Annotated in this window: 22 protein-coding genes and 2 tRNA genes; 10 read left to right on the forward strand and 14 right to left on the reverse strand. The window is 65.2% G+C overall.

Annotated elements, in window-relative coordinates:
• The first annotated feature begins 8 nt into the window (after window positions 1-8).
• Window positions 9-239: a hypothetical protein gene (locus tag QP045_RS04550; RefSeq protein ID WP_422513771.1), complete on the forward strand. Its 231-nt coding sequence runs from the start codon at window positions 9-11 to the stop codon at window positions 237-239.
• A 116-nt stretch (window positions 240-355) separates the two neighbouring features.
• Window positions 356-1,180, forward strand: coding sequence for an NYN domain-containing protein (locus tag QP045_RS04555; protein ID WP_422513772.1), 825 nt, complete (start codon window positions 356-358; stop codon window positions 1,178-1,180).
• A 35-nt stretch (window positions 1,181-1,215) separates the two neighbouring features.
• On the opposite strand, the gene QP045_RS04560 is transcribed toward QP045_RS04555, so the two are convergent.
• Window positions 1,216-1,869: a peptidylprolyl isomerase gene (locus QP045_RS04560; RefSeq protein ID WP_422513773.1), complete on the reverse strand. Its 654-nt coding sequence runs from the start codon at window positions 1,867-1,869 to the stop codon at window positions 1,216-1,218.
• A gap of 109 nt (window positions 1,870-1,978) precedes the next feature.
• Window positions 1,979-3,658, reverse strand: a complete 1,680-nt coding sequence (gene ettA, locus QP045_RS04565) for an energy-dependent translational throttle protein EttA (protein WP_422513774.1) — start codon at window positions 3,656-3,658, stop codon at window positions 1,979-1,981.
• A gap of 162 nt (window positions 3,659-3,820) precedes the next feature.
• On the opposite strand from ettA, the gene QP045_RS04570 reads away from it, so the two are divergent.
• The 3 genes from QP045_RS04570 to QP045_RS04580 all read left to right on the forward strand — a co-directional run bounded on the left by QP045_RS04570 (window position 3,821) and on the right by QP045_RS04580 (window position 6,149).
• Window positions 3,821-5,206, forward strand: a complete 1,386-nt coding sequence (locus QP045_RS04570; protein WP_422513775.1) for a M20/M25/M40 family metallo-hydrolase — start codon at window positions 3,821-3,823, stop codon at window positions 5,204-5,206.
• 47 nt (window positions 5,207-5,253) lie between these two features.
• The gene (locus QP045_RS04575) at window positions 5,254-5,589 is read left to right on the forward strand and encodes a hypothetical protein (RefSeq protein WP_422513776.1); all 336 of its coding nucleotides are present in this window, start codon (window positions 5,254-5,256) and stop codon (window positions 5,587-5,589) included.
• Window positions 5,590-6,072: 483 nt separating this feature from the next.
• A tRNA-Pro gene (locus QP045_RS04580) sits at window positions 6,073-6,149 on the forward strand.
• 77 nt (window positions 6,150-6,226) lie between these two features.
• On the opposite strand, the gene QP045_RS04585 is transcribed toward QP045_RS04580, so the two are convergent.
• Entirely contained in the window at window positions 6,227-6,841 is a 615-nt protein-coding gene (locus tag QP045_RS04585) for a TetR/AcrR family transcriptional regulator (protein WP_422513777.1), read from the reverse strand.
• Window positions 6,842-6,866: 25 nt separating this feature from the next.
• On the opposite strand from QP045_RS04585, the gene QP045_RS04590 reads away from it, so the two are divergent.
• On the forward strand, window positions 6,867-8,030 hold the full coding sequence (locus QP045_RS04590) for a cytochrome P450 (protein WP_422513778.1): 1,164 nt from the start codon (window positions 6,867-6,869) through the stop codon (window positions 8,028-8,030).
• On the forward strand, window positions 8,027-8,443 hold the full coding sequence (locus QP045_RS04595; protein WP_422513779.1) for a DUF2147 domain-containing protein: 417 nt from the start codon (window positions 8,027-8,029) through the stop codon (window positions 8,441-8,443). The genes QP045_RS04590 and QP045_RS04595 overlap by 4 nt, the downstream gene beginning before the upstream one ends.
• 47 nt (window positions 8,444-8,490) lie before the next feature.
• Here the strand turns inward: QP045_RS04595 and QP045_RS04600 are convergent, their stop codons facing one another.
• From QP045_RS04600 to QP045_RS04645, 10 genes are all read right to left on the reverse strand, one after another.
• The gene (locus QP045_RS04600) at window positions 8,491-9,273 is read right to left on the reverse strand and encodes a hypothetical protein (RefSeq protein WP_422513780.1); all 783 of its coding nucleotides are present in this window, start codon (window positions 9,271-9,273) and stop codon (window positions 8,491-8,493) included.
• A 90-nt stretch (window positions 9,274-9,363) separates the two neighbouring features.
• Window positions 9,364-10,155 carry a helix-turn-helix domain-containing protein gene (locus QP045_RS04605; RefSeq protein WP_422513781.1) on the reverse strand — a complete coding sequence of 264 codons (792 nt, stop codon included), beginning with the start codon at window positions 10,153-10,155 and terminating at the stop codon, window positions 9,364-9,366.
• A 154-nt stretch (window positions 10,156-10,309) separates the two neighbouring features.
• Window positions 10,310-11,068 (reverse strand): DUF4334 domain-containing protein, encoded by a 759-nt coding sequence (locus QP045_RS04610; RefSeq protein WP_422513782.1) that lies wholly within the window; start codon window positions 11,066-11,068, stop codon window positions 10,310-10,312.
• Window positions 11,069-11,074: 6 nt separating this feature from the next.
• Window positions 11,075-14,200 carry a TonB-dependent receptor domain-containing protein gene (locus QP045_RS04615; protein WP_422513783.1) on the reverse strand — a complete coding sequence of 1,042 codons (3,126 nt, stop codon included), beginning with the start codon at window positions 14,198-14,200 and terminating at the stop codon, window positions 11,075-11,077.
• Between the two features lie 599 nt (window positions 14,201-14,799).
• The gene (locus tag QP045_RS04620; protein WP_422513784.1) at window positions 14,800-15,186 is read right to left on the reverse strand and encodes a hypothetical protein; all 387 of its coding nucleotides are present in this window, start codon (window positions 15,184-15,186) and stop codon (window positions 14,800-14,802) included.
• A gap of 205 nt (window positions 15,187-15,391) precedes the next feature.
• Window positions 15,392-15,637 (reverse strand): hypothetical protein, encoded by a 246-nt coding sequence (locus tag QP045_RS04625; protein ID WP_422513785.1) that lies wholly within the window; start codon window positions 15,635-15,637, stop codon window positions 15,392-15,394.
• Between the two features lie 293 nt (window positions 15,638-15,930).
• Window positions 15,931-16,329, reverse strand: a complete 399-nt coding sequence (locus tag QP045_RS04630) for an HdeA/HdeB family chaperone (RefSeq protein WP_422513786.1) — start codon at window positions 16,327-16,329, stop codon at window positions 15,931-15,933.
• 87 nt (window positions 16,330-16,416) lie between these two features.
• A tRNA-Ile gene (locus QP045_RS04635) sits at window positions 16,417-16,492 on the reverse strand.
• 48 nt (window positions 16,493-16,540) lie between these two features.
• Window positions 16,541-17,545, reverse strand: a complete 1,005-nt coding sequence (locus QP045_RS04640; RefSeq protein WP_422513787.1) for a polysaccharide deacetylase family protein — start codon at window positions 17,543-17,545, stop codon at window positions 16,541-16,543.
• A gap of 2 nt (window positions 17,546-17,547) precedes the next feature.
• Complete coding sequence (locus QP045_RS04645) at window positions 17,548-19,293, reverse strand: histidine kinase dimerization/phospho-acceptor domain-containing protein (protein ID WP_422513788.1); 1,746 nt, start codon at window positions 19,291-19,293, stop codon at window positions 17,548-17,550.
• A 180-nt stretch (window positions 19,294-19,473) separates the two neighbouring features.
• Here QP045_RS04645 and QP045_RS04650 point away from each other — a divergent pair, with 180 nt between their 5' ends.
• Window positions 19,474-19,941: an Lrp/AsnC family transcriptional regulator gene (locus QP045_RS04650; protein WP_422513789.1), complete on the forward strand. Its 468-nt coding sequence runs from the start codon at window positions 19,474-19,476 to the stop codon at window positions 19,939-19,941.
• A gap of 79 nt (window positions 19,942-20,020) precedes the next feature.
• On the opposite strand, the gene QP045_RS04655 is transcribed toward QP045_RS04650, so the two are convergent.
• The gene (locus QP045_RS04655) at window positions 20,021-21,277 is read right to left on the reverse strand and encodes a tetratricopeptide repeat protein (protein ID WP_422513790.1); all 1,257 of its coding nucleotides are present in this window, start codon (window positions 21,275-21,277) and stop codon (window positions 20,021-20,023) included.
• Window positions 21,278-21,473: 196 nt separating this feature from the next.
• Here QP045_RS04655 and yaaA point away from each other — a divergent pair, with 196 nt between their 5' ends.
• Entirely contained in the window at window positions 21,474-22,235 is a 762-nt protein-coding gene (gene yaaA / locus QP045_RS04660) for a peroxide stress protein YaaA (RefSeq protein WP_422513791.1), read from the forward strand.
• A complete protein-coding gene (locus QP045_RS04665) occupies window positions 22,232-22,930 on the forward strand; it encodes an SDR family NAD(P)-dependent oxidoreductase (RefSeq protein ID WP_422513792.1) in 699 nt (232 codons plus the stop codon). The genes yaaA and QP045_RS04665 overlap by 4 nt, the downstream gene beginning before the upstream one ends.
• Window positions 22,931-23,003: the final 73 nt, after the last annotated feature.

The following is a 23,003-nucleotide window of genomic DNA, read 5'->3' on the forward strand; positions in this document are numbered from 1 at the left end:
GATCAACCATGGAAAACCCGCGCACCGAAAGTGCTCGCATCCACGACGATCGTGCCATCATCGACGCTGCCGAGGACGCGCCGTCGGGCGCCGGCAGCTCCGGCGGAAACCTGGCGCGCGATGTCGCCACCCAGAATGAGATCGCCGAAACCTTCGATCCCGAAGCGCTTACGCGTCCCAAGAAGGAAGATGCGATCAACAACGACACGGCACGCCCGAGCCGGCGCGTCCCTGGCTGAGCCTACGCGCCACCCCTTTACGCCTTCGTCGCGCGGACGGGCCCCTGCCACTGGCGGGGGCCCGTTTTCGTTTGTCCCGCATCGCCATCGCCCGCTAGCTGTTCTAGAGACATGTCATGGACCGTTCCCCGCCCCCTTCCAACGCGCCGACGGGCAACGTCGCGCTGCTGATCGACGCCGACAATGCCTCGCACGCGTCGCTGGACTTCGTCCTCACCGTGCTTGCAGAGCTCGGCACGGTGAACGTGCGACGGATCTACGGCAACTGGCGCAAACCAGCGCTGAAGGGCTGGGCTGACCTGACCCTTCGCTACGGGATCGAGCCGTTCCAGCAGTTCGACGTCACCAAGGGCAAGAACGCCACCGACATGAAGATGACGATCGACGCGATGGACCTGCTTTTCCGCGGGCGCATCACGGGTTTTGGCATCATGTCGTCGGACAGCGACTTCATGCCGCTGGCCCAGCGCATCCGGCAGGAAGGCGTGCCCGTCTACGGCTTCGGCACCGATCGCACGCCGGAGGGATTCCGCGAATCCTGCTCGCGCTTCATCGACGTATCGCGTGCGCGGGCGCTCGAAAGCGAGGGTGAGCCCGAGCTGATACTGCCCCCCGCGATCGGCCGTACCCGGGAAGCTGCGAAGCCGGCGGCTGCCAGCACGGCGGCGGCAAAGCCCGCAGCCGTGGATGCCGCCGCGACCAGCCAGAAGCGTAAGGTCGACGCGGCGTTGGTAAAGCTGCTGGTCGACGCCTACCGCCAGTCGCGGCAGGACGCGCAGAAGTTCGCGAGCCTATCCGAGGTTGGCCAGCGCGCCGGGAACCGGTCCAGCTTCGACACGCGCAACTACGGCTTTGCGCGGCTTTCCGACCTGATCGAGCAGGTGCCGAACTTCCAGGTCGAGCGCCGGGACAACGGCGTGTTCGTCAAGCAGGTCCGCTGAGGACCGCCTCCGCCCAAACTGCGTCGCGCCACGCCTCAGCGGCGGATGTTGATCAGCCACGGCTTGCTGAGGCCGGTGGGCTTGGGCGTCCCATCCAGCCGCTGCGCGCGCAAGATCTGCACCGGTTCGACGATCATCTGCCCCTTCATCGCCTCGCGTCCGCAGCACGTCGGCATCGCGAGGATCTTGCGGACCACTTCCATCCCGCTCGCCACCCGCCCGAACGCCGCGTAGCCGCGATAGCTGCCCCGCGCGTCGAGTGACGGGTTGGGCCCGACCATGATGGAGAAGTTGCCGGTAGCCGAATCCGGGTCGGCAGCGTGCGCCATCGACACCATCCCATCCAGGTGCAGGATGCCGGTCTTGTCGGTGGGCTCGAGGACGACCGGGCTCAGCGTGCGGCGTGCGTCGGTCCCGACGCCGCCCTGGATGAAGCCGTGTTTCGGATCACCCTTGCGGGGCGCAGAGCGGTAGAACTTGGTGCCGTCGAGCCGCCCGTCGTCGACGTACTTCAGGAAATTCTCGGTGGTTTTCGGCGCGCGCTTGCCGTCGAGCGCCAGCACGATCGGTCCTGCCGACGTGACCAGCCGAACGCGGACGGTGCCGGGCGCCGGCTGGGTTTGCGAGAACGCCGGGGTGGCAAGGGAAAGTAACGGAAGGGCGAGAGCCAGACGAAGAATCGAACGCATCTGCCTATCCTAGCGCCGGCGCGCGCAGATGGCACCCGCCCGACGATCCAACGAAAAAGGGGCGGGAGGCACCTGGCCCCCCGCCCCCTTTTCGGTCAGCGTATCGCGATCAGCGCGTGAGCTTCTTGTACGACAGCGCGGTCGGACGGTCCGCGGCGTCGCCCAGGCGGCGGCGCTTGTCCTCCTCATAGGCCTCGAAGTTGCCTTCGAACCACTCGACGTGGCTGTTGCCTTCGAACGCGAGGATGTGGGTGGCAAGACGATCGAGGAAGAAGCGATCGTGGCTGATGACCACGGCGCAGCCTGCGAAATTCTCGATCGCCTCTTCCAGCGCCCCCAGCGTCTCGACGTCGAGATCGTTGGTCGGTTCGTCGAGCAGCAGGACGTTGCCGCCCTTCTTGAGCATCTTGGCGATGTGGACGCGGTTGCGCTCACCGCCGGACAGCTTGCCGACGTTCTTCTGCTGGTCCTGGCCCTTGAAGTTGAAGGCGCCAACATAGGCACGCGTCGACATGTCGTGGCCGTTGACCTTCACATAATCGAGCCCGTCGGAGATTTCCTCCCAGACGTTCTTCTTGGGATCGAGGTCGTCGCGGCTCTGGTCGACGTATCCCAGGCGCACCGTGCTGCCGATGTCGATCTCGCCCGCGTCGGGCTGCTCCTGACCGGTGATCAGCTTGAACAGCGTCGACTTACCCGCGCCGTTGGGCCCGATCACGCCGACGATGCCGCCGGGCGGAAGCGTGAAGTCGAGGTTCTCGAACAGCAGCTTGTCGCCATAGGCCTTGGTCAGGCCCTTGGCCTCGATGACCTTGCCGCCCAGGCGCTCGGGCACCTGGATGACGATCTGGGCGCCGCTCGGCTTGCGGCTCTCCTGCGTAGCGACGAGCTGCTCGAACTTGGCGATACGCGCCTTCGACTTGGTCTGGCGAGCCTTTGCGCCCTGCCGGATCCACGCGAGCTCGTCCTGGATTGCCTTCTGGCGCCCGGATGCCTCACGGTCCTCCTGCTCAAGGCGCTTGGCCTTCTTTTCCAGGTAGGTCGAGTAGTTGCCCTCGTAGGGGAAGTACTTGCCGCGATCGATCTCAAGGATCCAGCCGACGACGTTGTCGAGGAAGTAGCGGTCGTGGGTGATCATCAGCACCGCGCCCGCATAATCCTTCAGGTGGTTTTCCAGCCAGTTGACGCTTTCCGCGTCGAGGTGGTTGGTCGGCTCGTCGAGCAGCAGGATCGAGGGCTTCTGGATCAGCAGGCGGGTGAGCGCGATGCGGCGCTTCTCACCGCCCGACAGGTTCTCGACCGGCCAGTCGGACGGCGGGCAGCGCAGCGCTTCCATCGCCACTTCGAGCTGGTTGTCGAGCGTCCAGCCGTCGACCGCGTCGATCTTTTCCTGAAGGGTGCCCATCTCCTCCAACAGGGCGTCGAAGTCGGTATCGTCCTTCGGGTCGCCCATCTCGGCGGAGATCGCGTTGAAGCGATCGACCATGTCGGCCACTTCGCGCGCGCCGTCCTTGACGTTCTCCAGGACCGTCTTGGTCGAATCGAGCTGCGGCTCCTGCTCCAGGTAGCCGACCGTGATGTTCTCACCCGGCCAGGCCTCGCCGGTGAAGTCCTTGTCGACACCGGCCATGATTTTCATCAGCGTCGACTTACCGGCACCATTCGGACCGACGATGCCGATCTTGGCGCCCTGGTAGAACTGCAGGTTGATGTTCGAAAGCACCGGCTTGGGCGCGCCGGGGAAGGTTTTCGTCATGTCCTTCATGACAAAGGCGTATTGGGCGGCCACAGGGGTCTCCAAAAGAGCGGGTCTACAGGTATGGGATTTCGCAGCGGGACATAGCGATCCGATAGGCATTTAGCAACGCGGCGCCAGCTTGCGCCCGGTCGCGCTGCGCCGCATCATGGCGGCGGGGGCGATCCGCTCCTGCCACTCCATGACGGAACGCCCATGCCGCTAAAGCCAGCCCTTCTGCTCGCCGCCCTCGCCCTGCCGATGCCCGCGCTCGCGCAAATGTCTCCTGCCCAGGTCGCCAAGCTGCGGGATGCCGCGCTCAAGGACGAGATCGCCTGGGACATCACGGAAGGCCTGACCACGGAGATCGGCCCGCGCTTGGCGGGTACCGACAGCGAGGCGCGCGCCCGGACGTGGGCGGTGGCCAAGCTGAAGGCGCTGGGCTTCAGCAACGTCCGCATCGAACCCTACCAGATGCCGGTGTGGGTGCGCGGTGAGGAGAAGGCCTCGATCGTAGCGCCCTTCCCGCAGCAGCTTCATCTCACCGCGCTCGGCAACTCGGGCGCGACCCCGGCGGAAGGCCTGGAAGCGGAAGTCGTGTATTTCCCGACCCTCGCCGACCTGGAGGCGGCGCCTGCTGCCAGCGTTGCCGGCAAGATCGCCTTTGTCAGCCACGCCATGCATGCCGCCCAGGATGGCTCCAGCTATGGTCCGTTCGGCCAGGTTCGCCGCGCAGGTCCCGCCATCGCGGCCCGGAAGGGCGCAGCCGCGGTCCTGATCCGCTCGATCGGCACGGATTATCACCGCAATCCGCATACCGGCGTCACGAATTTCCCTGAAGGGATCGCCCCCATCCCGGCCGCTGCGCTGTCGCTCCCCGACTCCGAACAGCTCGAGCGCGTGCTCGAGCGCGGAAAGCCGGTGCGGATCAAGCTGCTGCTCACGCCGCGGCAGATCGGTACCCGCGAATCCGGCAACGTCATTGCAGAGGTTCCCGGCCGTGATCCGAAGGCCGGCGTGGTGCTGATCGGCGGCCATCTCGACAGCTGGGACCTGGGTACCGGCGCGATCGACGATGCAAGCGGCGTGGCGATCACGGCGGCAGCCGCCAAGCGAATCATGGCGGCGGGCCGCCCGCGGCGCACCATCCGCGTGGTGTGGTTCGGCGCCGAAGAAGTCGGCGGCTTCGGCGGCATCGCCTATGCCAAGGCGCACGCCGGCGAGCGGCACGCGCTTGCTGCAGAATCGGATTTCGGCGCGGATCGCGTGTGGAAGTTCGACACCGCCCTGCCTGCGAACGCTTCCGCTATCGCCGATCGCCTTCAGGTGGCGCTGGCGCCGCTCGGCATCACCCGGGGCAATGCGGTTGCGGGGGACGGCACTGACATCGCACCGACGCTGGCACTGGGCGTCGCGGCGGTGGATCTGGCCCAGGACGGGACCCGCTACTTCGATTATCACCACACGCCCGACGACACGCTCGACAAGATCGATCGCGCGCAGTTGCAGCAGAATGTCGCCGCATGGACCGCGATGCTGGCCGTGGTGGCCGACGCGCCGGAAGAAATTGGACCGGTTCAGCGCCCCGCAAACGGCCATTAATTGCCACAAGATTGCCATGAACGTTTCGCCCACATGAATTATCGGGATTGACGCCGCAGGAGCGAACGCTATTGCGGCAGCTTCGCGACGGCGACGGGCCGGCCGCGAATTTTGGATTGCTTGGGAGCACCCGAATGAAGAAGATCGTTCTTGTCGCTGCTGCCGCCGGCCTGCTGTCGCTCACGGCCTGCGGTTCGAACACTCCGGCTGAAAACGCGGCTGACGCGCAGGCGGACAACCTCGAGATGATGGCCGACAACATGGAAGACATGGCCGACAACGCCACCACCGAGGCTTCGGAAGCCGCTCTCGAGAACCAGGCTGACAACCTGCACGAGGCAGCCGACAACGTCGAGGACGCAGGCGTCGCAAACGCCATGTGATCCGACACCGTCCGGTTCATCCGGGCGGATCGGTTAGAAGGGGCGTCCCGGCAACGGGGCGCCCTTTTCTTTTGTCCTATGCTTGGTGGCGTGTGATCCTAAATTTACGGGACCCCCTCGCCAACTTGCGCTTGCGGGCGACATCCGGACGCGTTGTCGCACCATTTCGCGCCACCAAGCCTAGGGTGCGTGGCATGCGGCGCGGCCAAAAGGCCGCCCCGGCGTTTCGAGTTGCTGTCCGATGCCGGGGCGGGAGCGAGGTTGGGGCTGCTCGCTCGGCCGTGACATGCCCCCACGCCGTTACCGCAGGATTTCAGCCGAGTTACCGATGACATGCGCTTGGGATAGGTGAAGTCCCGCCCACAACGGCTCGACGGCCCGGCCAGCGACTCGGCTGTGCCTAGCGAGTGCTCCCTTATATCCCCGCCACTGAGATTGCCGCTTGCTCCCGGGCACAGGCTACGCCTAAGGGCAGACAGGCGTCGGGGAGTGGCGCAGTCTGGTAGCGCGCCTGCTTTGGGAGCAGGATGTCGCAGGTTCGAATCCTGTCTCCCCGACCAGGTTTTCCGCGATAACAGCCCCCTCTCTCCGCCGTGCGGTTGCCAGCGGCGGCGCGCTGAACGCGATGTACCCTCCATCACTTTGACGAACTCGCAGGCAGCACCTCGGCTCGGCCGGTAATCGGGCCGAACACCAACCGGTTCAGCAGCTCTGCGACGGCCACGGCGTCTTGCGATCGGTCCTGTTCCAGCCACCAGCGCAGGATGGTCAGGGTCGCGGCGACGCCGTGGATGATGCCCAGGTCGCGCGGGAGCCATTCCGGGCCCGATGCTCCCGCTGCCTCGGCCGCGGCGACGGCGCGGGCGGTGATGTCCCGGCGCATCGCGTCCCCTGCCCCGACGAGCAGCGCCCGGCAGACCGGGCGGCGCGCTTCCACGAACTGCATCAATGCCAGCGCCGCGCCACTGCTATCCTGCGCCAGCACCAGCGGCGCAACGAGGGCGAGAAGCTCGCCGATCCATTGCTCCGCTATGTCGGCCAGCAGCGCCTCACGGGAGGGATAGTGCCGGAAAAAGGTCGCGTAGCCGACGCCGGCGCGACTGGCGATTGCCGCTACCGTCACCTCTTCAAACGGCATTTCGCCCATCAGGTCGAGCAAGGCGGCGCTGAGCGCGCTGCGCGACCGGGCTATCCGAGCGTCGGGTCGTCCCGCCCTTGACATGCCTGACGTCGCCTCCACTTTATGAGCCATCGTGTATCATAAGTAGGCGTACCCCATGACTGATCAAGCGATATCTGCCCGGTGCCCGGCATTGGGCCGCGACGACCGCAAGTCTGCCGCTGTCGCGCGGGCGGGAGCAGGCGGTGTGCCGATGCGCGTCGTAGGGAATTTCGCCGACGCCCGCGGCCTGTTGCGCGATCCGGACGCGCGTCAGGCGGGCTTTCTCGCCGATCTCGTCAACAAGGTATCGCTCACGCGAGCGCCGATCCTCTATCAGCATGGAGCGGAGCATCGGCGCCAGCGTGGCGCCACCGCGCGCTTCTTCGCACCCCGGGTGGTGACGACTGCCTACCGCGCGCTGATGGAGCAGACGAGCGACGCGCTGGTCACGCGGCTGGTCGCCGATCGCCACGCGAACCTGGACGATCTCGGGCTCGAGATGGCGGTGACCATCGCCGCCGAGATTGTCGGGCTGACCGACAGTGATCGCGCGGGCATGGCAAAGCGGCTGGGCGCATTGGTGACAGGCATGCCGCAGGGCGATTCGCGGCTGGCAACGATCCTCGGCTTTGCACGCGGACAGGCGCGATCGATCCATTTCCTGCTGCGGGACGTGAAGCCGGCGATTGCCGCACGCCGGCGGCAGCGGCGCGAGGACGTGATTTCGCACCTGCTCGACGAGGGCTACTCCGACCGGGAGATCCTTACGGAATGCCTGACCTATGGCGCAGCAGGCATGATCACCACGCGGGAGTTCATCACCATGGCAGGCTGGCACCTGCTGGAAGACGAGGCGCTGCGCGCTCGCTTTCTTGAGGGCGACGAAGCAACCCGGATGGCGATCCTCGAAGAGATCCTCCGCCTGGAGCCGGTCGTGGGCATGTTGTTCCGCCGCGTGGATACGGAAGCGGGAGTGATCGCGCTGGACGTGCGAGGCGCGAATGCCGACGCGGCCGCGGTTGGCGGCTGCCCGCACCGCCTCGATCCCGATCGCGAGACTGCGGAGCGCGTCGGCCGCGCCGGCCTCGCCTTTGGCGACGGGGAACACCGCTGCCCGGGCGCACAGGTCGCCCTGCAGGAAGCGGCGATCTTCCTCGACCGGTTGCTGCGCGTTCCTGGGATTCGGCTCACGCGAGCGCCGGACATTGGATGGAATGGCCTGATCGCCGGCTATGAACTGCGCGGTGCGACACTCGCCTGCGACGGAGCGGCATCGTGAGGTCTTGGGGCGCGGCAGCGATCCTGTCCTTGTGCCTCGCCGGGCCGGCAGCGGCATCGCCGGCGAGCGTCGCTGGCCGCTGGTTGACCGAGGGTGGTCAGGCGATCGTCGAGATTGCCCCGTGCGGCGCCGCGATCTGTGGCACGATCGCCAAGGTCCTGAAGGTCGACCCCAAGGCGCCGAAGACGGACGTCAACAATCCCGACCCTCGTCTGCGGCAGCGTTCAACCGGCAATCTGCGCATTCTTACGGGCTTCGTGCCGGACGGCTCGCGCTGGAAGGGAGAAGTCTATGACCCGCGCAGTGGCCGCACATACAAGTCTTTCCTGAAAGCGCAGCCGGACGGGACGCTCGACCTCACCGGCTGCGTCTGGAAACTGTGTCAGACGCAGTCCTGGGCAAAGGCCGGGTAGCGCGGACGACCCGGCTTCCTTCGCCTGCCCCAGCCGGGAGCAGCTTATCATGCGGGCAAACGACGCCTCCCCGTGGGGGCTTCGGCCTCCCCTACCGACAGCACGGCACCAATCAACGCGAGGTTGATGAGATTCCCGGCGAGGTTGGCAGCCGTTGGCCTCTCGATAAGCATCGGCAGCCAGACCATCAGGCCGAAGACGGCGAACATGGCGGCAAGGCACCGGGTGACGAGGACCGTGCGGATTGCCGAAAGCAGCAGGACGCCGCCCGCCAGGTGCAGTCCGCCCGTCGCCAATGCCCAGAACCGCGGCCCGGGCGGGAGGTAGGACGGCGTCATCCCGATCGTCTCCGGAAGGGCGAGGAAATGGGCCAGCGCGAACACGATCTGGCAGAGACCAAAGACGATCCGGCACGCTGAAGGCAGGAAGGCCGGGGCCGTGCGAGACTGGGCGAAGACCGCCACCGCCCCGGTCGCGAGCGCCAGTTGCTCGGCAAGACCGAGCCAGGTCCCGATCATCGCCGGGAACATGGCCACGCGAACCATCCACCCGAGGGAAAGGAACACCAGCACCGCCGCCAGCAACCCCGCTCCAACATGCCACATGCGCCCGGACGCGAGTGCGATCCCCGCCCCCAGGAGCACCGTGCTGCTGAGCGCGGCGCTGAGCGTTCTGGCAGGCAGGGAATCCGGCATCGGGTGAAAGATGGGGGTAAAGTCTCCGCGCCAGAGGTTCATCACACCCGCCGCGACTAAAGCGATCCCGAGTAGCCGGGGTCCCGCGCCGTGGAGCATTTCCTGGTCGAAGGTCACCGTTTCTTCGCGGCGCACTGCTTGATCAAAGGCCATGGTCCGTTCCTCCGGCGCCCACGTTAGACGGTCGGCACGAGCTGGAAAGTAAACTGGAGCGGGACCAGGTGTTTACGCGGATTTCGTGACAGTCCGCATCAATGTTCGCCGTGCCCCGGGCGGGTGGCCGAACTGCGCCGTGAACACACGAGCAAGGTGGGATGCGCTGTGGAACCCGGTGTGGAGGGCGACTTCGGAAAGTGGCATGTCTGTCGCTTCGACCAGCCCTCGGGCTTGCTCCGTCCGCACCCGTCGGGAGAACGCGGCAGGCGTGGCCCCGATGCTGCCGCGAAATCCACGCAGGAAGGCAGAGACTCCGAGGCCGGCAAGGGCGGCCAATTCCGCGAGCCCAGGGGGATCGGCGGGCGTCGAGCGGATGCGCTCCACCACGCGCTTTAAGGCCGCAGGGTGCAGCCATGCGTCGTCATATCTCCGATCCGCGCCGCCGTGGCGCTGCCCGAGATGACGGGCGAGGCCCACCATCATGGTGTCGATGAGCAGAGGCTCGCCCGCCCCCCGCAGTGCCCGGTCCAGCGCCTCGACAAAGGCGAAGGCACGCGCGTCGTGCGCGTCGCGGGTCCCTTGCCACGTCTTGTCGAGCCGTTGCTCGCACACCTCCTCAATGCGGTGTTTGGGGAGGCAGACCTCGACACCCAGCACGGTGCCGGGAAGGACCTCGCCTGCGCGCTCGGCGTTGGCGGGAAGGAAGGAGACCGCGCCCTTTCGGTCGGACGGGGGAGTCGATCGGCCGCCCCGCTCCTTCTGAGAGGCAAAGCTTCGTTCCAGCGTTACATGGAGCGTACAGGCTTCCGACCACTGCCGGTATGAAATTGCGCCTGAGATGGAGACCGCGGCCGTCCGCATCCAGCCCCCCATTACGGGCAGCGTCGCGGAAGAGGAGAGCACCCGTGCCGTGCCGCCAAGCACTTGCGTGTGAACTTCGGTCACTGGCCACCGTCCAAGCTTCCCGACCCGGATAGGAGGCTATGGAGGATCACCACGGGCTACAAGCGGATTGTCACCGTTGTGGACGCTCGACCCGGTGCAGGGCGAAGAAGAACGGCGGCTCGCCGCGCAGGTCCATCAAGCCGAGGATGATATCCGGTGCCACCTGCCGGAACAGGTCGATGATCGGTAGGCGGTCATAGATCATCGCGGCCGTTTCCACACCGCGATACGCCACCATGCGAAGACGTGCCTTGGGTTCTTCCGTGCGCAGCATTGGAAGCGCCGCCGCAAATCCCGCCCGCGCCACGGCGGAGCGGGTCACGCGATTGCTGTCGAGCATGCTGGTCGGAACCCAACGTGGATCGATCGCGACGGTGCCGCCGCGATGCCGGAACAGTAGTGGGTGGGCGTCGCCGTTCGCGTCGAACGCCTTGCCATACCAGCCATATGCCTCGAGCAATCCGTCGATGGGATGGCCGGTGTGCAGCCCCGTGCCGCGCCAAAGCCCAGGCATGGCTTCTAGCGGCACCGGCGGAAGGAGGTCGAACTGCTCGAGCGCCTCCTCTGGGCTACTGCCGAGGCGGACCGCCTGTTCGAGCCAGGCGCGGGCATCATCAACCCGATGATCGATTTCGGAGCCGCCAGCGCTTGGCCGCACGGCTGGTTCGCTTCGCAATGTCATGAACAAGGGAACCCGATCGGCAGCGATCAGGTTCCAGTGCGTCCGCGTACAGCACTGTCGGGACGGTAGCTCCGTGGCTGCGCCACAGGTTCGGAGTTCTGGCAGGAAGGAGAGGAAGAGGCGGCATGACACCGCCTCTTCCCGCAATCCGCTTTAGAAGCGGACCTCCGCTCCCATGTAGAAGAAGCGACCCGTGTTGGTCCACAGGCTGCCAGCTTCCGTACCGAGCTGGCCGTACGGCGGCAGGGTATCGGTAACGTTGTCGACACCGCCATAGAGGCGGAACTGATCGTTCACCTTCGTACCCACCCGGATGTTGTGATAGAAAATCTCCGGGTAGTAGATCATGGGATGCGAGTCCGCGTTCTGCGGCGGACGGCCGTCGAACGAGTTCTGCGTCTCATAGGTCGCGATCGTCTGCTTCCCGACGTACTGCAGCTGATAGTTGACGTCGAAGCGACCGACCGCGAGGTTTGCGGTGACGTTTGCGCGCCACTGCGGATCGCCGACCTGGCTCAGCTGGCGGGTCCGGAACGTCGGATCCGCGATGTCGGTGAAGTTGTTGCGCTTGATGACATAGGTCATGATCGCGCGCAGGCTCAGACGCGCATCGCCACCCAGCGAGTGGTTATACGCAAGATCCGCGTCGATGCCCGAGGCTTCGAACTTCGCATAGTTGAACGGCTGCGAGTAGAAGGACGGACCCGCCAGCGGGAGCGAAACGACGCCGCCCGCATGCGTTACGTTCTGCTGACCGGCGAAGGTACCGTCCGGACGGCGGAAGACGACGGAGCAGAACTCATTGTCGATGCCGCTCGGATTGTCATAGCACTGGTTGATGATCGTCTGCCCAGTGAGCGACGAGATCGCGTCCTTGATGCGGATGTTGTAGTAATCGACCGAGGCAGTGAAGCCGGGCAGCATGCTCGGCTGGAAGACAGCACCCGCCGTGAAGCTGTTCGACCGTTCCTCGCGGAGCAGCGGATTGCCACGGTTGAAGCCGGAGATGCCCGAGGTCGGCACGTTGGTGAACGGCTCGGTTGTCCCGTTGAACGTCTGGGTCCCCGGGACGCCGGCCGCGGCGCAGTTACGTGCGCGGTTCGGGTTGTTGTTGATGTTCTGCTGTCCGCACGGATCCGAGAAGCTGTTCGCAAACGTCTGGACGTTCGCGGTGAACAGGTTCCCCAGCGTGGGCGCACGAACCGAGCTGCCATAGCCGGCCCGCAGGCGAACGTCCCGAACCGGCGCGAACACGCCGCCCAGGTTCCACGTCCACACGCCGCCGATATCGCCGACATTATAGTCGGAATAACGCGCAGCACCTTCGAGCGAGAGCTCGTGGATGAACGTATCCGAGAGGAGCGGAACCCGGACTTCGGCGAACGCTTCCTTGCTCACGAAGGATGGCGGATCGAAGGTCGGAATGGCGTTCAGGAAGGTTGCGCCGCTTGCGGTAACGTCGTCGTACGTCGCGAAGGCACGCTCACGACGATATTCCGCACCGATCGCGAATGCGATCGGACCGCCGGGCAACGTAAACAGCTGACCGAGATCGCCCGATACGTACGCGGTTGCGTTGATCTGGTCCGCCCATTCTTCGCGCGTCGAGGTATAGCCGAAATAGTCCAGCGCCGCCTGCGAGACGTTGCCGTCGCCGAACAGGTTGACGGGGACGCAGCGCGCATCGTCGTTTGCCGGGTTGGCATCGGCGTTCACGGCGCAGACGATCTGCCCCGCCCCGTTCCGCACGGCGTTGATCGACCGGTTATATTCCGCCGTCAGCACGTTGCCGTTGGTGGAGTATTGGGTTTCGGTCCGGCCGTAGTTGAACGCCACTTCATAGCGCCAGGTGTCGTTGAACGTTCCCTGGACGCCGCCAACGATCCGATAGGTATCGCGACGATGGTCCTCGCCGCGGCCGCCGAAGTCGACGTTGAAGCGCTGCGCGGTGAAGGTGCTGACGCCCGGTGCGAGCACGGACGCAAGCTGCGAACGTGCCTGGTCGGTGAGGAACGGGTTGTTGATGCTGAAGCTGTTGTTGAAGAAGGTCGGCTGACCCGACTGCAGCGAGTTGATCCGCGTGAACTTGGCCTCGACAAACGGCGAGAATGCCTCGGACACGTCGAAATGTGCGAGCAGATTGCCCGAGAAGCGCTCGATGCGAGGCTGCAGCATTTCCGTCAGGCGGAGCGTCGAACCCAGGCCGCCCACGCAGTTGGAGCTCGCAACCGTGTAGCGCAGATCCGTGACGCAGTTGTTCGGTGCCAGGCTTCCGTCCCGCTGGAACGCAAACGCGCGCCCATATTGCGCCGTCGCGTTTGACGAAGTCGGCACCGGGATGCCGGTGCAGGCTGCAGCCCGGCGCGCTGCAAACGCCGTTGGCGATTCGCCGGCCGCCGCTGCCGTCGGGCAGCTGGCGATGAACATGCCGCCTTCCGAGATGTTGCCGTTCCGGACCCCGCGCAGGAACGCGTTGTCGGGGATGCCATTGCCGCTTGCAGGCTCGGCCGGACGGATCAGGCCGGCAGACGGATTGGAGTTTGCAGCCGTGTTCTCGATCAGCTGAAACTGCGAACGACCGCTGAATGCGCCGGTCTGGTTGTCGCGGTCCGTGTGGTAGAGCACGTCCTGGAACGAGTATTCAGCATTGATAGCAACGTTGCCGCGCCCTTCGGCGAAGTTCTTGCCTGCCGTCCCGCTGATGAAATAGGCGCCGCGGTCACCGCGGTCGGAGATGCCGCCCTGCGCGCGCAGACGAACACCTTCGAAATCCCGCTTGGTGATGAAGTTCACCACGCCGGCGATGGCGTCGGAACCATAGACGGCGGAGGTGCCACCAGTGACGGTATCCACGCGCTCGACCAGGTCGATCGGAATGGTGTTGATGTCGACTTCGAACGAACCGGGGGTACCGGTCACGTGGCGGCGACCGTTCTGGAGCACCAGGGTACGCGCAGTACCCAGACGACGGAGATCAAGCAGGCTCAGACCGGCGGTGCCGATGAAGCGCGTCGAGTTGGCAGAGCTGTACGTTGCGCCAAGTGCAGGAAGAGAATTCAGCGCGTCTCCCAGCGAGACATTTCCAGTATTCGTCAGCTCCTGAATGCTGATAGACTGAATAGGGTTCGCCGCATCAAGATTCGCGGGACGCGCAATGCGGGAGCCCGTCACTACAACGTCGCCGCCGGCAGCTTCTTCAGCCTGCGGGCGGACCTCGTCTATTTCGCTCTGGAAGTCCTTGTCTGACGACTCGGTCGGCGCTGTCTGTGCGTGTGCCATCTGCGGGATGGCGAATACGGCGCTGGCCAAGAAGGTCGCGGAAAGAAACCTGCTACTCTTCATTTGTGATGCCCCCAATCTGCGATCCAAAGCTGGATCGAAGGCATCTAAAGAAACCCGGCGGGCCCAGCGTGGCAAGCCATGAGGTTAGGGAAGTCGTAGTTCACATTGCGAATGTTGCAAGAATGGCACATTACAGCAACACTTTGATACAAACCGCATATCAACGCCTAAGATTAAATGCCTCATGGCTGTCGTCACGAAATATACAGTCATTAAACTGTGGTCTGCCTATTGTTTTATTATAGTCTAGGTGAACGATCACGGTAGATAGAAATTGAACCCGAGCGGATGGGCGTACGGACGTCCGATACAATCCCTATACTTTCAGGGATTTATATAGCGGGACGGTGATTGCGCGAGATTGCAGTAGTGAGGAGGAAGGGGCGTCACGCCACAGTGAAGGGCCGGCAACTTTCGTCCGCCGGCTTGTACGCGAACGCTTTCAACGAGGTATGTTCGCCCGGCCGTCCTCACGAACATCCAGTACGTGCGACCATGAGGCGCAGGTATGACATGACGGCCTAGGACGATTTCCGTCAGTCGGGCGCGCGCCCCTGTCCTCCCTGCTCTGAACCGGTCGACGGATACCCGGAACCTGCAGCGGGATCGCTATCGAAATCTTCGCCGGGGTTCCCCCCGCCCGCACCGGCGCCGCTGCCATGCACCTGGCCGGTCTTCTGATCGATCCAGGCACGCCGGCCATTTTCTGGCGGGATATCGACGGCATCATCGGCGGGAGCCGGTGCTGGAAGCCCGCTCTTGTGGACGGGCGCCGCCGGGCTATCGCCATATTCCTCCAAGGCGCGCTCGCCGGAATATTCCTGGCCTGAGGTGCCGTCGGTCCGGTCGAAAGCGTTCAGCGGCTCGGCCCGCCGCGGGTCGACCTCTGGGTGGTTCTTGTTGAAAGCGCTGGTGCTCGTCATGGCGATCTCCTCGCCGCTTTAACGGGCAGCGATCGTCGCGCGTTCCGCAGAGGGCCACCAGCCCATCTCTTCCGTTTCCAGAGACCAATTGTGCCTGCGCTGCCGCACATCGCAGCGGAGGATAAGACCGGTGCTTACCGGCCCCTCTGCTCCAAAAAAAATGGCGGCCCGGGGGCCGCCATTTTCTTCACAACTGCGCGAGCGCTTAGTTGCTGTCGGACTTGTCGTCGTCGAGGCCGTCGGCCGTGACAATGACCAGGCCGACCAGGAACGCAACGCCAGCGGCGATCGCAACAAACGGGATCCCGCCCGGCGTGCCAGCAAGCTTGCTGGACTTAGCGGCCGGCGTGGAAGCCTTCACGACGGAAAGCGACGAAGCCGGGTTCGCCATGACAGGAGCAGACACGAACGACACGGCTGCGGCGGCGGCAAGTAGGCTCTTGATACGCATAGATGTAGATCCCGACAAAGTAATGAGTGTCGGGGGTTAGCATCGATTTCGTTAGGATACCACTAACCTAGCCGAAAATTCCGGGCGATTGAGCACAATTTCCTGCACGCCCGCCGCCGCAACCCGGCGCAACGCTCGCAAATGCCAGTATATGACTGGCGTATCGATGCTCACGACGCCTTCGTGGCGCTTCAAGAGCGGTGCTGTGCTTACGCGGTGCACCAGTCAGAAGGCGCCATTCTCCGGCTGCGCCTCGAAGGCTGCCGGCGAACGGGGCCGCCGGCAGCCATTACTCACTTGCCAGACCTTTTCAGCCCGGCCCTCTGTTGCGCCCGCGCCCGTTGTACTGCCGCTATGAAATTATCACCGGGCCGCGCTCGACAGGCGTTGACCACAAGCGGCACCACGTCCGCCACGCCGTCGACCGTCACGGTGGGATGGGGTTTACCCTTTGGCCCATAATTGGCCGCGTATACGACCGCCTGCGGCCGATAATTCACGTCCACCAGGTTGAAGTCGCGGCAGGTCACGGTTTCAAAGCGCTTGTTGACCTTGAAAACAGTGACGTCGGTCATCCCGTTCTGCTGATTCACCTGGGCCTTTTCGTACACCTGGGGCTTCTGCTGCCCAGGGCTTGCGACAGCGGTGGATGCGGCAAAGAGCGCCCCGACGATTACAAAGCTTCTCAACATGGAGAACTCCTCTTCAATGAGTCGTTCTGACCTAACGTCGCTCTGTCGCCCGAGCGCTACGTAACTTCCACATCTGGCAGGAAACGCTGGTGGGCCCGGCAGGACTCGAACCCGCAACCTAGCCGTTATGAGCGGCCAGCTCTAACCATTGAGCTACAGGCCCCGCCAGCACGGCTGCGATAGCGGAGGGTGGGCGCGCATTGCAAGGCACCTATGCTGCAGCGGCGAGGATCTCTTCGAGGGAGGCAGGAAGAATGCCGAGCCGATCGAGAAGGTCGAGGACTTCCTCCCACCACTCCCAAAAGCAGCGGAGGTCGGCGGCGTCGCGGACGTACGGGGTGTTGCCGGGCACGAGCGAGGGCGAGTGGAAGGCGAAGTTGAGCAAGCGGACCCCCTCACCCGCTGCGACGCGGATCGCCTCAAGCGCCTCGTTCAACGGCATGCCCTCCGGCGTCAGTGAGACGCGGTTCAGCAGGCGGAGACGGGCGGCCATGCCCATCCCCTTCGGCAACCGACCCAGCCGGTCGTACAGGGCGCCACCGCCGCCCCGCGCCCGGCCCGTGAACACGGTCGTCAGCGGCAGCTCAAGGATGGCTTCGTGCGGCCCGGTTCGGAAGGCGTGGTTGGGAATGGCGGTATAATCAGGCCCGCCCTCCGCCGAATAGTCATACCCGGCACGCATTGAAGAATCGACCCGATAGCCGCGGGCGGCGAGCAGCCTCAGCGTATGCGCGCCCAGCCCGTATCGGCCGGCGCGATATACCCGCGGAGCCCTGCCGAAGCCGAGACGGATCGCCTTTTCCAGTTGATCGAGCTTTGCCGCTTCGAGCGTGTCGGCAAGATTGCCCGCAAAGCTGTTGGAAAGGATGAGTCTTTCGTCAAACGGCGGGGTTACCCACGGGTGGAGTTGCGCACCGACTTCCGATCGTCCGTCAGACAGGACCTGCCGCAGGGAATCGACGGCGGCGGGGTCGCACGCGATCGGATAGTCGATGAGGTACACGATCCCGACTCCGCGGGCTTCGAAGCGACGGTGCGCCTCCGGCAGGGCAGTGATTGCGGCGGTTCCAAAGCCGTCCCGTCGGAACGGCGCCCCCCAGTCGAACTCTTCTTCGGTATCGACGAACAAGGTGAAGCGGGTGCCGAAGGCCTCTGGCCAGTGAACCAGCGCCTCGGGAGACGGTGCCGGTGGACGATAGGCCGGCAACCCGCTCACGATCAGCCCCCGTGCGCCTGCTCCAGGGGAAGGACCTCGGGCGAAGGGAGCCTGAGCATCAACCGGTCCCGCTCGAACAGCAGCGCGCCATTCAGTTCCCGGGCAAGGTTGCGCACGAGCCGCATCGCAAAGCCCGTACCGAGCAGCGCTGCATCCTCGCCCTCATCATCGATCGTGAGCATCGCTTCCCCGGGGTAGGCATCAAATGCAGCAGGACGATCGAACGCCAGCAGCGGCGGTTCGCCTTCTGCGTGCAGCCCCTGGACCCGGATCACCTCGCCGGCATCCGCGGCGGAGACCAACGTCGCCAGCAAGCGTGCCAGCAGTCGCTCGACAGCGCGGCGATCGCCCCGCACGACCGAGTCTACATTCTCCACCAAAAGCTCCGCGCCGCGCAGCTCCGTGAGCGGGGCAAGGTCGACGGCAATCTCTGCAAGCAAGGGCGCGAGCGGGACCGCGTCGGGCCGCAGGTCCAGCGCATCCTCTTCGATGCGGGCGGCCAGGTCGAGGTCGTCGATCACGCCCAGCAGGTCACGCGCCTGCTGCCGTATCACCCCCGCCTGGCCCCGATATACGGACGGTACCGGGCCCAGCATCTGCGCCTCGATCATCTCGGCGAAGCTGGAGATCGCGCCCGCGGGGGTGCGCAACTCATGGACGAGTTGGCGCAGCGAATCGGCGGTCGACGCTCCGGCGGAGGCGGCAGGCATGGGCTCGGCCCGCTCCTCGCGCCGGGGGCGACGTGCAGAACCCCGATATCCGATGAAGCGGCCTGAGGCAGGGTCGAACGCCGGTACGCCCGAGATGCGCCAATCGCCGGCCGCATCACTGCTGCCCGAAACGCGCAGTCGGGCGCTCGAAAAGGGAGCGCGGCGACGGAACGCGCCGGCAGCCACGCTGTCGAGCTCGGCGAGGCCCGTCTCTCCCGCACGTGCGAGCGACAACCCGATCAGCGGCCCGCGCTCGACGCCTTCGACGCGTGAAAGTGCTCCGCGGCTATCGGTTTCGAAGCGGAAGCTGGCAACCACGCCTGGCGTAGCAATGGGACGGCGCGGACGGCTCTCGGCCTGACGCTGATAGGCGTCGATCCTGGCGACCACGTCCGAAATGCGGAACGGCCCTTCCGGCACCGCCGCCTCCGAGCTGGCGGCCTCGGCCTCCTGCACAGGCACGGCAACCTCATCCGCCACCGTTGCCGGTTCGGGAGCACCAGCGGGCACGGTCGCTTCTGGGGCCTCAGCGGCGCCAGCATTGTTTTCGGCCGTACCGGGCGCCTCTACTGCCGGGACATTCGTTTCCACCGGCGCACGTTCCGGATTCTGGTCCGTCAGAACCATGTCTGCGGGACCGAAGCTTGCAAGCGCACGCTCCACTTCAGCCGGCAAGTCGCGCCGATTGCGCAGCACTGACCGCGTAGAGGGACTGAGGTCGGGCAGCAGCGCCATCCATTCCTCGGCATCCAGCTTCGCGCTCGCGAGCACGGGAGCGGCAATCGCCAGCGTGTCCTGCGCGAGCAACCGCACGAGCGTTGCCGGCGGATTGGCAAAGACCAGTGCTCGGGCGCTGGCGGCGCGCACCGCCTGTGGCACTGCGTCGCGGATATCTGCCAACAGCGTGATCGCGCGCGGATCTGCGGACGCGCGCCGGCGACCGATCAGGTCGACCAGTTGCCGCCACGCTGACTGCCGCGCCAGCGGATGGCTGAGATCGGTGGTGAGCACTGTCTGTAGAGTATCGTCGAACCGCACGCGTCACCTGATCCCCGACGCAGCTTGCGCCTTCGCACCCTCTTAGGAGGGAGATTGCGGTTCGGGTATAGACATTTTCGGCACGTCGCATTGTGGGACAATTGCGTTCCCGTGTAATTATCTTATAGGAGGCACCTCGAAAGCTTTGTCCTTGTATCAGATTCCGGAGTGTCCCGTTTCATGGTCCTCGATCGTATCGACCGTCAGATTCTTTCCCTGCTTCAGGAGGACGGCCGAATGACCAACGTCGAACTGGCGGAACGCGTCGGTCTGACCGCCCCACCCTGCCTTCGTCGCGTCCGCGCACTGGAAGAATCGGGTGCGATCGGCGGCTACCATGCCGCGCTCAATCCCGCCTCGCTCGGCTACACGATCACCGTGTTCGCGCTGGTGAGCCTGCGCAGCCAGGCCGAAAGCGACCTTGCAGCCTTCGAATCACATGTCGCGGGCATTCCGGAGGTCCGCGAATGCCACATGCTCAATGGCGAGATCGACTTCATCCTGAAGATCGTCGCCACGGACCTCAAGGCGTTCCAGGACATCCTCACCACCCGGCTGACGACCGCGCATAACGTGAGCAGCGTGAAGACGTCGCTGACGATCCGCACTTCCAAGCAGCTCCCAGGGATCCCGGTCCCAACGGAATAGGGCCGCGCGACACCCGGTCGCACGGCCCCATCCACTCAAAATCGAAGCGGGCGGCAGGTAAGCCTGCCGCCCTTCTTCGTCAGCCTGCGGTCTTCGGCGCGTCCAGCCAAAGTGCCCAGAACTGCGCCAGCTCGTTGCGCGGTGCGCCGGTCACCTTCGCAAAGGCAGCCTTTGCTTCGTCACGACGGCCGCTCTTGGCCAGCGCGATGCCCAGGCGGGTGTTGACCTCGTCCTGGTCAACGCCGCCCTTCTGCAGCGCGATCTGGAAGAACTCCGCCGCCTTGGTCGCGTCGCCGTTGGCGAGATAGGCGTTGCCGGTGCCGGACGCGAGCTTGCCGTTCGCCGCCGAACGCGCCTTGGCGTCGAGCGACGACAGCGAGCCTTCGGCCTTGATCGAGGCCTGCGCCTCGGTCTTCAGCTTGTTGTACTGCGTGGCCGAAGCCGGGATCTTGCCGGCGGCACGACCCTGATCGATCACGGCCACCGTCTCGTACGGCAGACCCAGGTCCTGGGCGAGCTGTGCGTATTCGCCGAACTCAGCCTGGTCGGTCAGCGCACCCGTCTCCCGCATCAGGCGGAAGGTGTCGAGGCGTGCCGAGCCACCCAGGGCACGGCCCTGGTCCGCACGATCGCGGAACAGCACCAGCGCCTTGCGCCAGTTCGTCGGGGTCGGATAATCCTTGAGCTGACGACGCATCCAGGCAGCGGTCTCTGCCGGCTTGTTCGCCTTGTAGAGCTGCGAGATCGCCAGGTTGTACCAGTCGTTCGGGACCGGCTGCCCTGCGGCGACCTTTGCCTGAACGGCCTTGTCGAGCGCCTCGACACCCTGGTCGACGTTGCCGCCGCCCAGTTCCAGGCTGGCCATACGCAGATCATATTCCGGATCGTTGTAGCCCAGCTGCTTTGCGCGCTGGAAATACTGGCGCGCTGCGTCCTTCTGCTTGGCGTTGAGCGCCAGGATGCCGCGGTTGTAGTTCAGCGTCCCCTGCTGATCGGCGGGGGTGTTGGGGTTGGCGATCATCTGGTCGAGGGCCGTCGCAAGCATCGCCTCGTCCTTCGCCGCCTGGGCTACCTGCAGACGCAGGTTGGCGGCGTAGAACTTCTCCATGTCGTTGGTAGCGGCCGCATCTGCTTCCGCCAGCCGAGCCTTGGCCGTGGCAAGGTCGCCGGCCTTCGCCGCCGTCTCGCCCGCGACTGCGGCGGTACGGAAAGCGTCGTTCAGCTGGACCTTCGCTTCTTCCTTCTTCTTCTTTTGCGCCTCGGCAGGGGCCGCCGTCAGTGCTGCCGCTCCAAGAGCAAGAACCGCGGCAAGCGCCGACTTCGATACGAAACCCATTCGGAAATCTCCTGATGCTGTGCGCACACGCGTCGAGACCATCTGTAAGTTGCGCGGTAAGGGCAGACAAGTCGCGCCGGTCATCCGGACGGATGCCATTGCCCGCGTGAACGCGGATTGAACACGGTCGATCCCTGAGGAGCGCAAAACCGTGATATTTTGACCGGCTGGCGCATCACAGCTAGGCACGCGGCCGATGATCGCCGTGATTTCTCCCGCCAAGTCGCTCGACTACGAATCCCCCGTACCTGCGAGCAGTTCGCCCAGCCAACCGAGGCTGGCCAAGGAGGCGCACACCCTGGCGCGCGGAGCGGCAAAGCTGGGTGCCGAGCGGCTCGGCACGCTCATGCACATTTCGCCGAAACTCGCCGAACTGAACGCGACCCGCTTCCGCGAGTTCGAGCACGCGGCCGAACGCCCGGCAATCCACGCGTTCGCTGGCGACGTCTACACCGGGTTCGAGGTGGCCACTCTGGATGCGCCGGCAGTGGATTTCGCACAGGATCACCTGCGCATCCTTTCCGGCCTCTACGGCCTGCTGCGGCCGCTCGACCAGATGCGGCCCTACCGGCTCGAGATGGGGACGCGCTGGGCGCCGGGATCGGCCAAGACCCTGTACGACTGGTGGAAAGGCCGGATCGCGGACCTGCTTGCCGAGGATGTCGCGGCTGAAGGCTCAGGCACCATCCTCAACCTCGCCAGCCAGGAATATTGGAAGGCGGTGGCAGGCAAGCTGCCCGCAAGCATTCGCGTGATCGAGATCGATTTCCGCGAATCCGGCCCGAACGGCCCCCGTTTTCTCAGCTTCCATGCCAAGCGCGCGCGCGGGATGATGGCGCGTTGGATGTGCGAGCACCGCGTGACCGAAGTGGATGCCATGCGCGGCTTCGACAGCGACGGCTACCGCTTCGATCCCGAACAGAGCAACGATACCCGGTGGAGGTTCACCCGAGCATGAGCGGCGCGGCTGTCATCATCGGCGCTTCGGGCGCGATCGGATCCGCGCTGGAGACAGCGCTGGTCGAAGAGGCCGCGCATGACCGCGTCTGGGGCTTCGGCCGCTCGCGCTCGGGAGCCGCGCATCTCGATTTGCTCGACGAGACGAGCATCGCTGCCGCCGCGGCGCAGGTCGCAGCAGGCCCTGCCCCCACATTGATCCTCATCGCCACGGGATTGCTCCACGAGGGCGAGCAGATGCCCGAGCGTGGCTTCAAGGATGTGAACCCCGGCTGGATGGCGCGCAGCTATGCGATCAACGCGATCGGCCCCGCCCTGGTGATGAAACACTTCCTGCCGCTGATGCCCAAGACCGGAACGCCCGTTCTTGCCGCCCTTTCCGCGCGGGTCGGCTCGATTGGGGACAATGGCCTCGGCGGCTGGCACGGCTATCGCGCCTCCAAGGCTGCGCTCAACATGCTGATCGCCAACGCCGCGATCGAGGCCCGGCGTTCCAGCCCCCGATCGATCGTCGTCGGCCTGCACCCCGGCACCGTCGACAGCGCGCTCTCCAAGCCTTTCCAGACGAACCTCGCTCCCGGCAGCCTGTTCGCACCCGACCGGGCGGCGCTGCAGCTGCTCGACGTGATCGAGACGCTCAAGCCCAAGGACAGCGGCAAGCTATTTGCGTGGGATGGTGCCGAAATCCCGTTCTGATGGCTTCTCGCGTACGCGCACGCGTGCGCGCGGCTTGGCATAGGAGCCTGCGCCCGCTAGTCAGGGGACAGGA

It is taken from the genome of Sphingomonas sp. 3-13AW (genome assembly GCF_049311085.1).
Taxonomy (GTDB): Bacteria; Pseudomonadota; Alphaproteobacteria; order Sphingomonadales; family Sphingomonadaceae; genus Sphingomonas.

Coding starts and splice junctions, on each gene's coding strand:
- QP045_RS04550 (WP_422513771.1), top strand. CDS start 9: ATGGAAAACCCGCGCACCGAAAGTGCTCGCATCCACGACGATCGTGCC.
- QP045_RS04625 (WP_422513785.1), bottom strand. CDS start 15,637: ATGCGTATCAAGAGCCTACTTGCCGCCGCCGCAGCCGTGTCGTTCGTG.
- QP045_RS04650 (WP_422513789.1), top strand. CDS start 19,474: ATGGTCCTCGATCGTATCGACCGTCAGATTCTTTCCCTGCTTCAGGAG.
- QP045_RS04655 (WP_422513790.1), bottom strand. CDS start 21,277: ATGGGTTTCGTATCGAAGTCGGCGCTTGCCGCGGTTCTTGCTCTTGGA.
- QP045_RS04585 (WP_422513777.1), bottom strand. CDS start 6,841: ATGGCTCATAAAGTGGAGGCGACGTCAGGCATGTCAAGGGCGGGACGA.
- QP045_RS04620 (WP_422513784.1), bottom strand. CDS start 15,186: ATGACGAGCACCAGCGCTTTCAACAAGAACCACCCAGAGGTCGACCCG.
- QP045_RS04615 (WP_422513783.1), bottom strand. CDS start 14,200: ATGGCACACGCACAGACAGCGCCGACCGAGTCGTCAGACAAGGACTTC.
- QP045_RS04630 (WP_422513786.1), bottom strand. CDS start 16,329: ATGTTGAGAAGCTTTGTAATCGTCGGGGCGCTCTTTGCCGCATCCACC.
- QP045_RS04555 (WP_422513772.1), top strand. CDS start 356: ATGGACCGTTCCCCGCCCCCTTCCAACGCGCCGACGGGCAACGTCGCG.
- yaaA (WP_422513791.1), top strand. CDS start 21,474: ATGATCGCCGTGATTTCTCCCGCCAAGTCGCTCGACTACGAATCCCCC.
- QP045_RS04605 (WP_422513781.1), bottom strand. CDS start 10,155: ATGCGGACGGCCGCGGTCTCCATCTCAGGCGCAATTTCATACCGGCAG.
- QP045_RS04570 (WP_422513775.1), top strand. CDS start 3,821: ATGCCGCTAAAGCCAGCCCTTCTGCTCGCCGCCCTCGCCCTGCCGATG.
- QP045_RS04560 (WP_422513773.1), bottom strand. CDS start 1,869: ATGCGTTCGATTCTTCGTCTGGCTCTCGCCCTTCCGTTACTTTCCCTT.
- QP045_RS04590 (WP_422513778.1), top strand. CDS start 6,867: ATGACTGATCAAGCGATATCTGCCCGGTGCCCGGCATTGGGCCGCGAC.
- QP045_RS04665 (WP_422513792.1), top strand. CDS start 22,232: ATGAGCGGCGCGGCTGTCATCATCGGCGCTTCGGGCGCGATCGGATCC.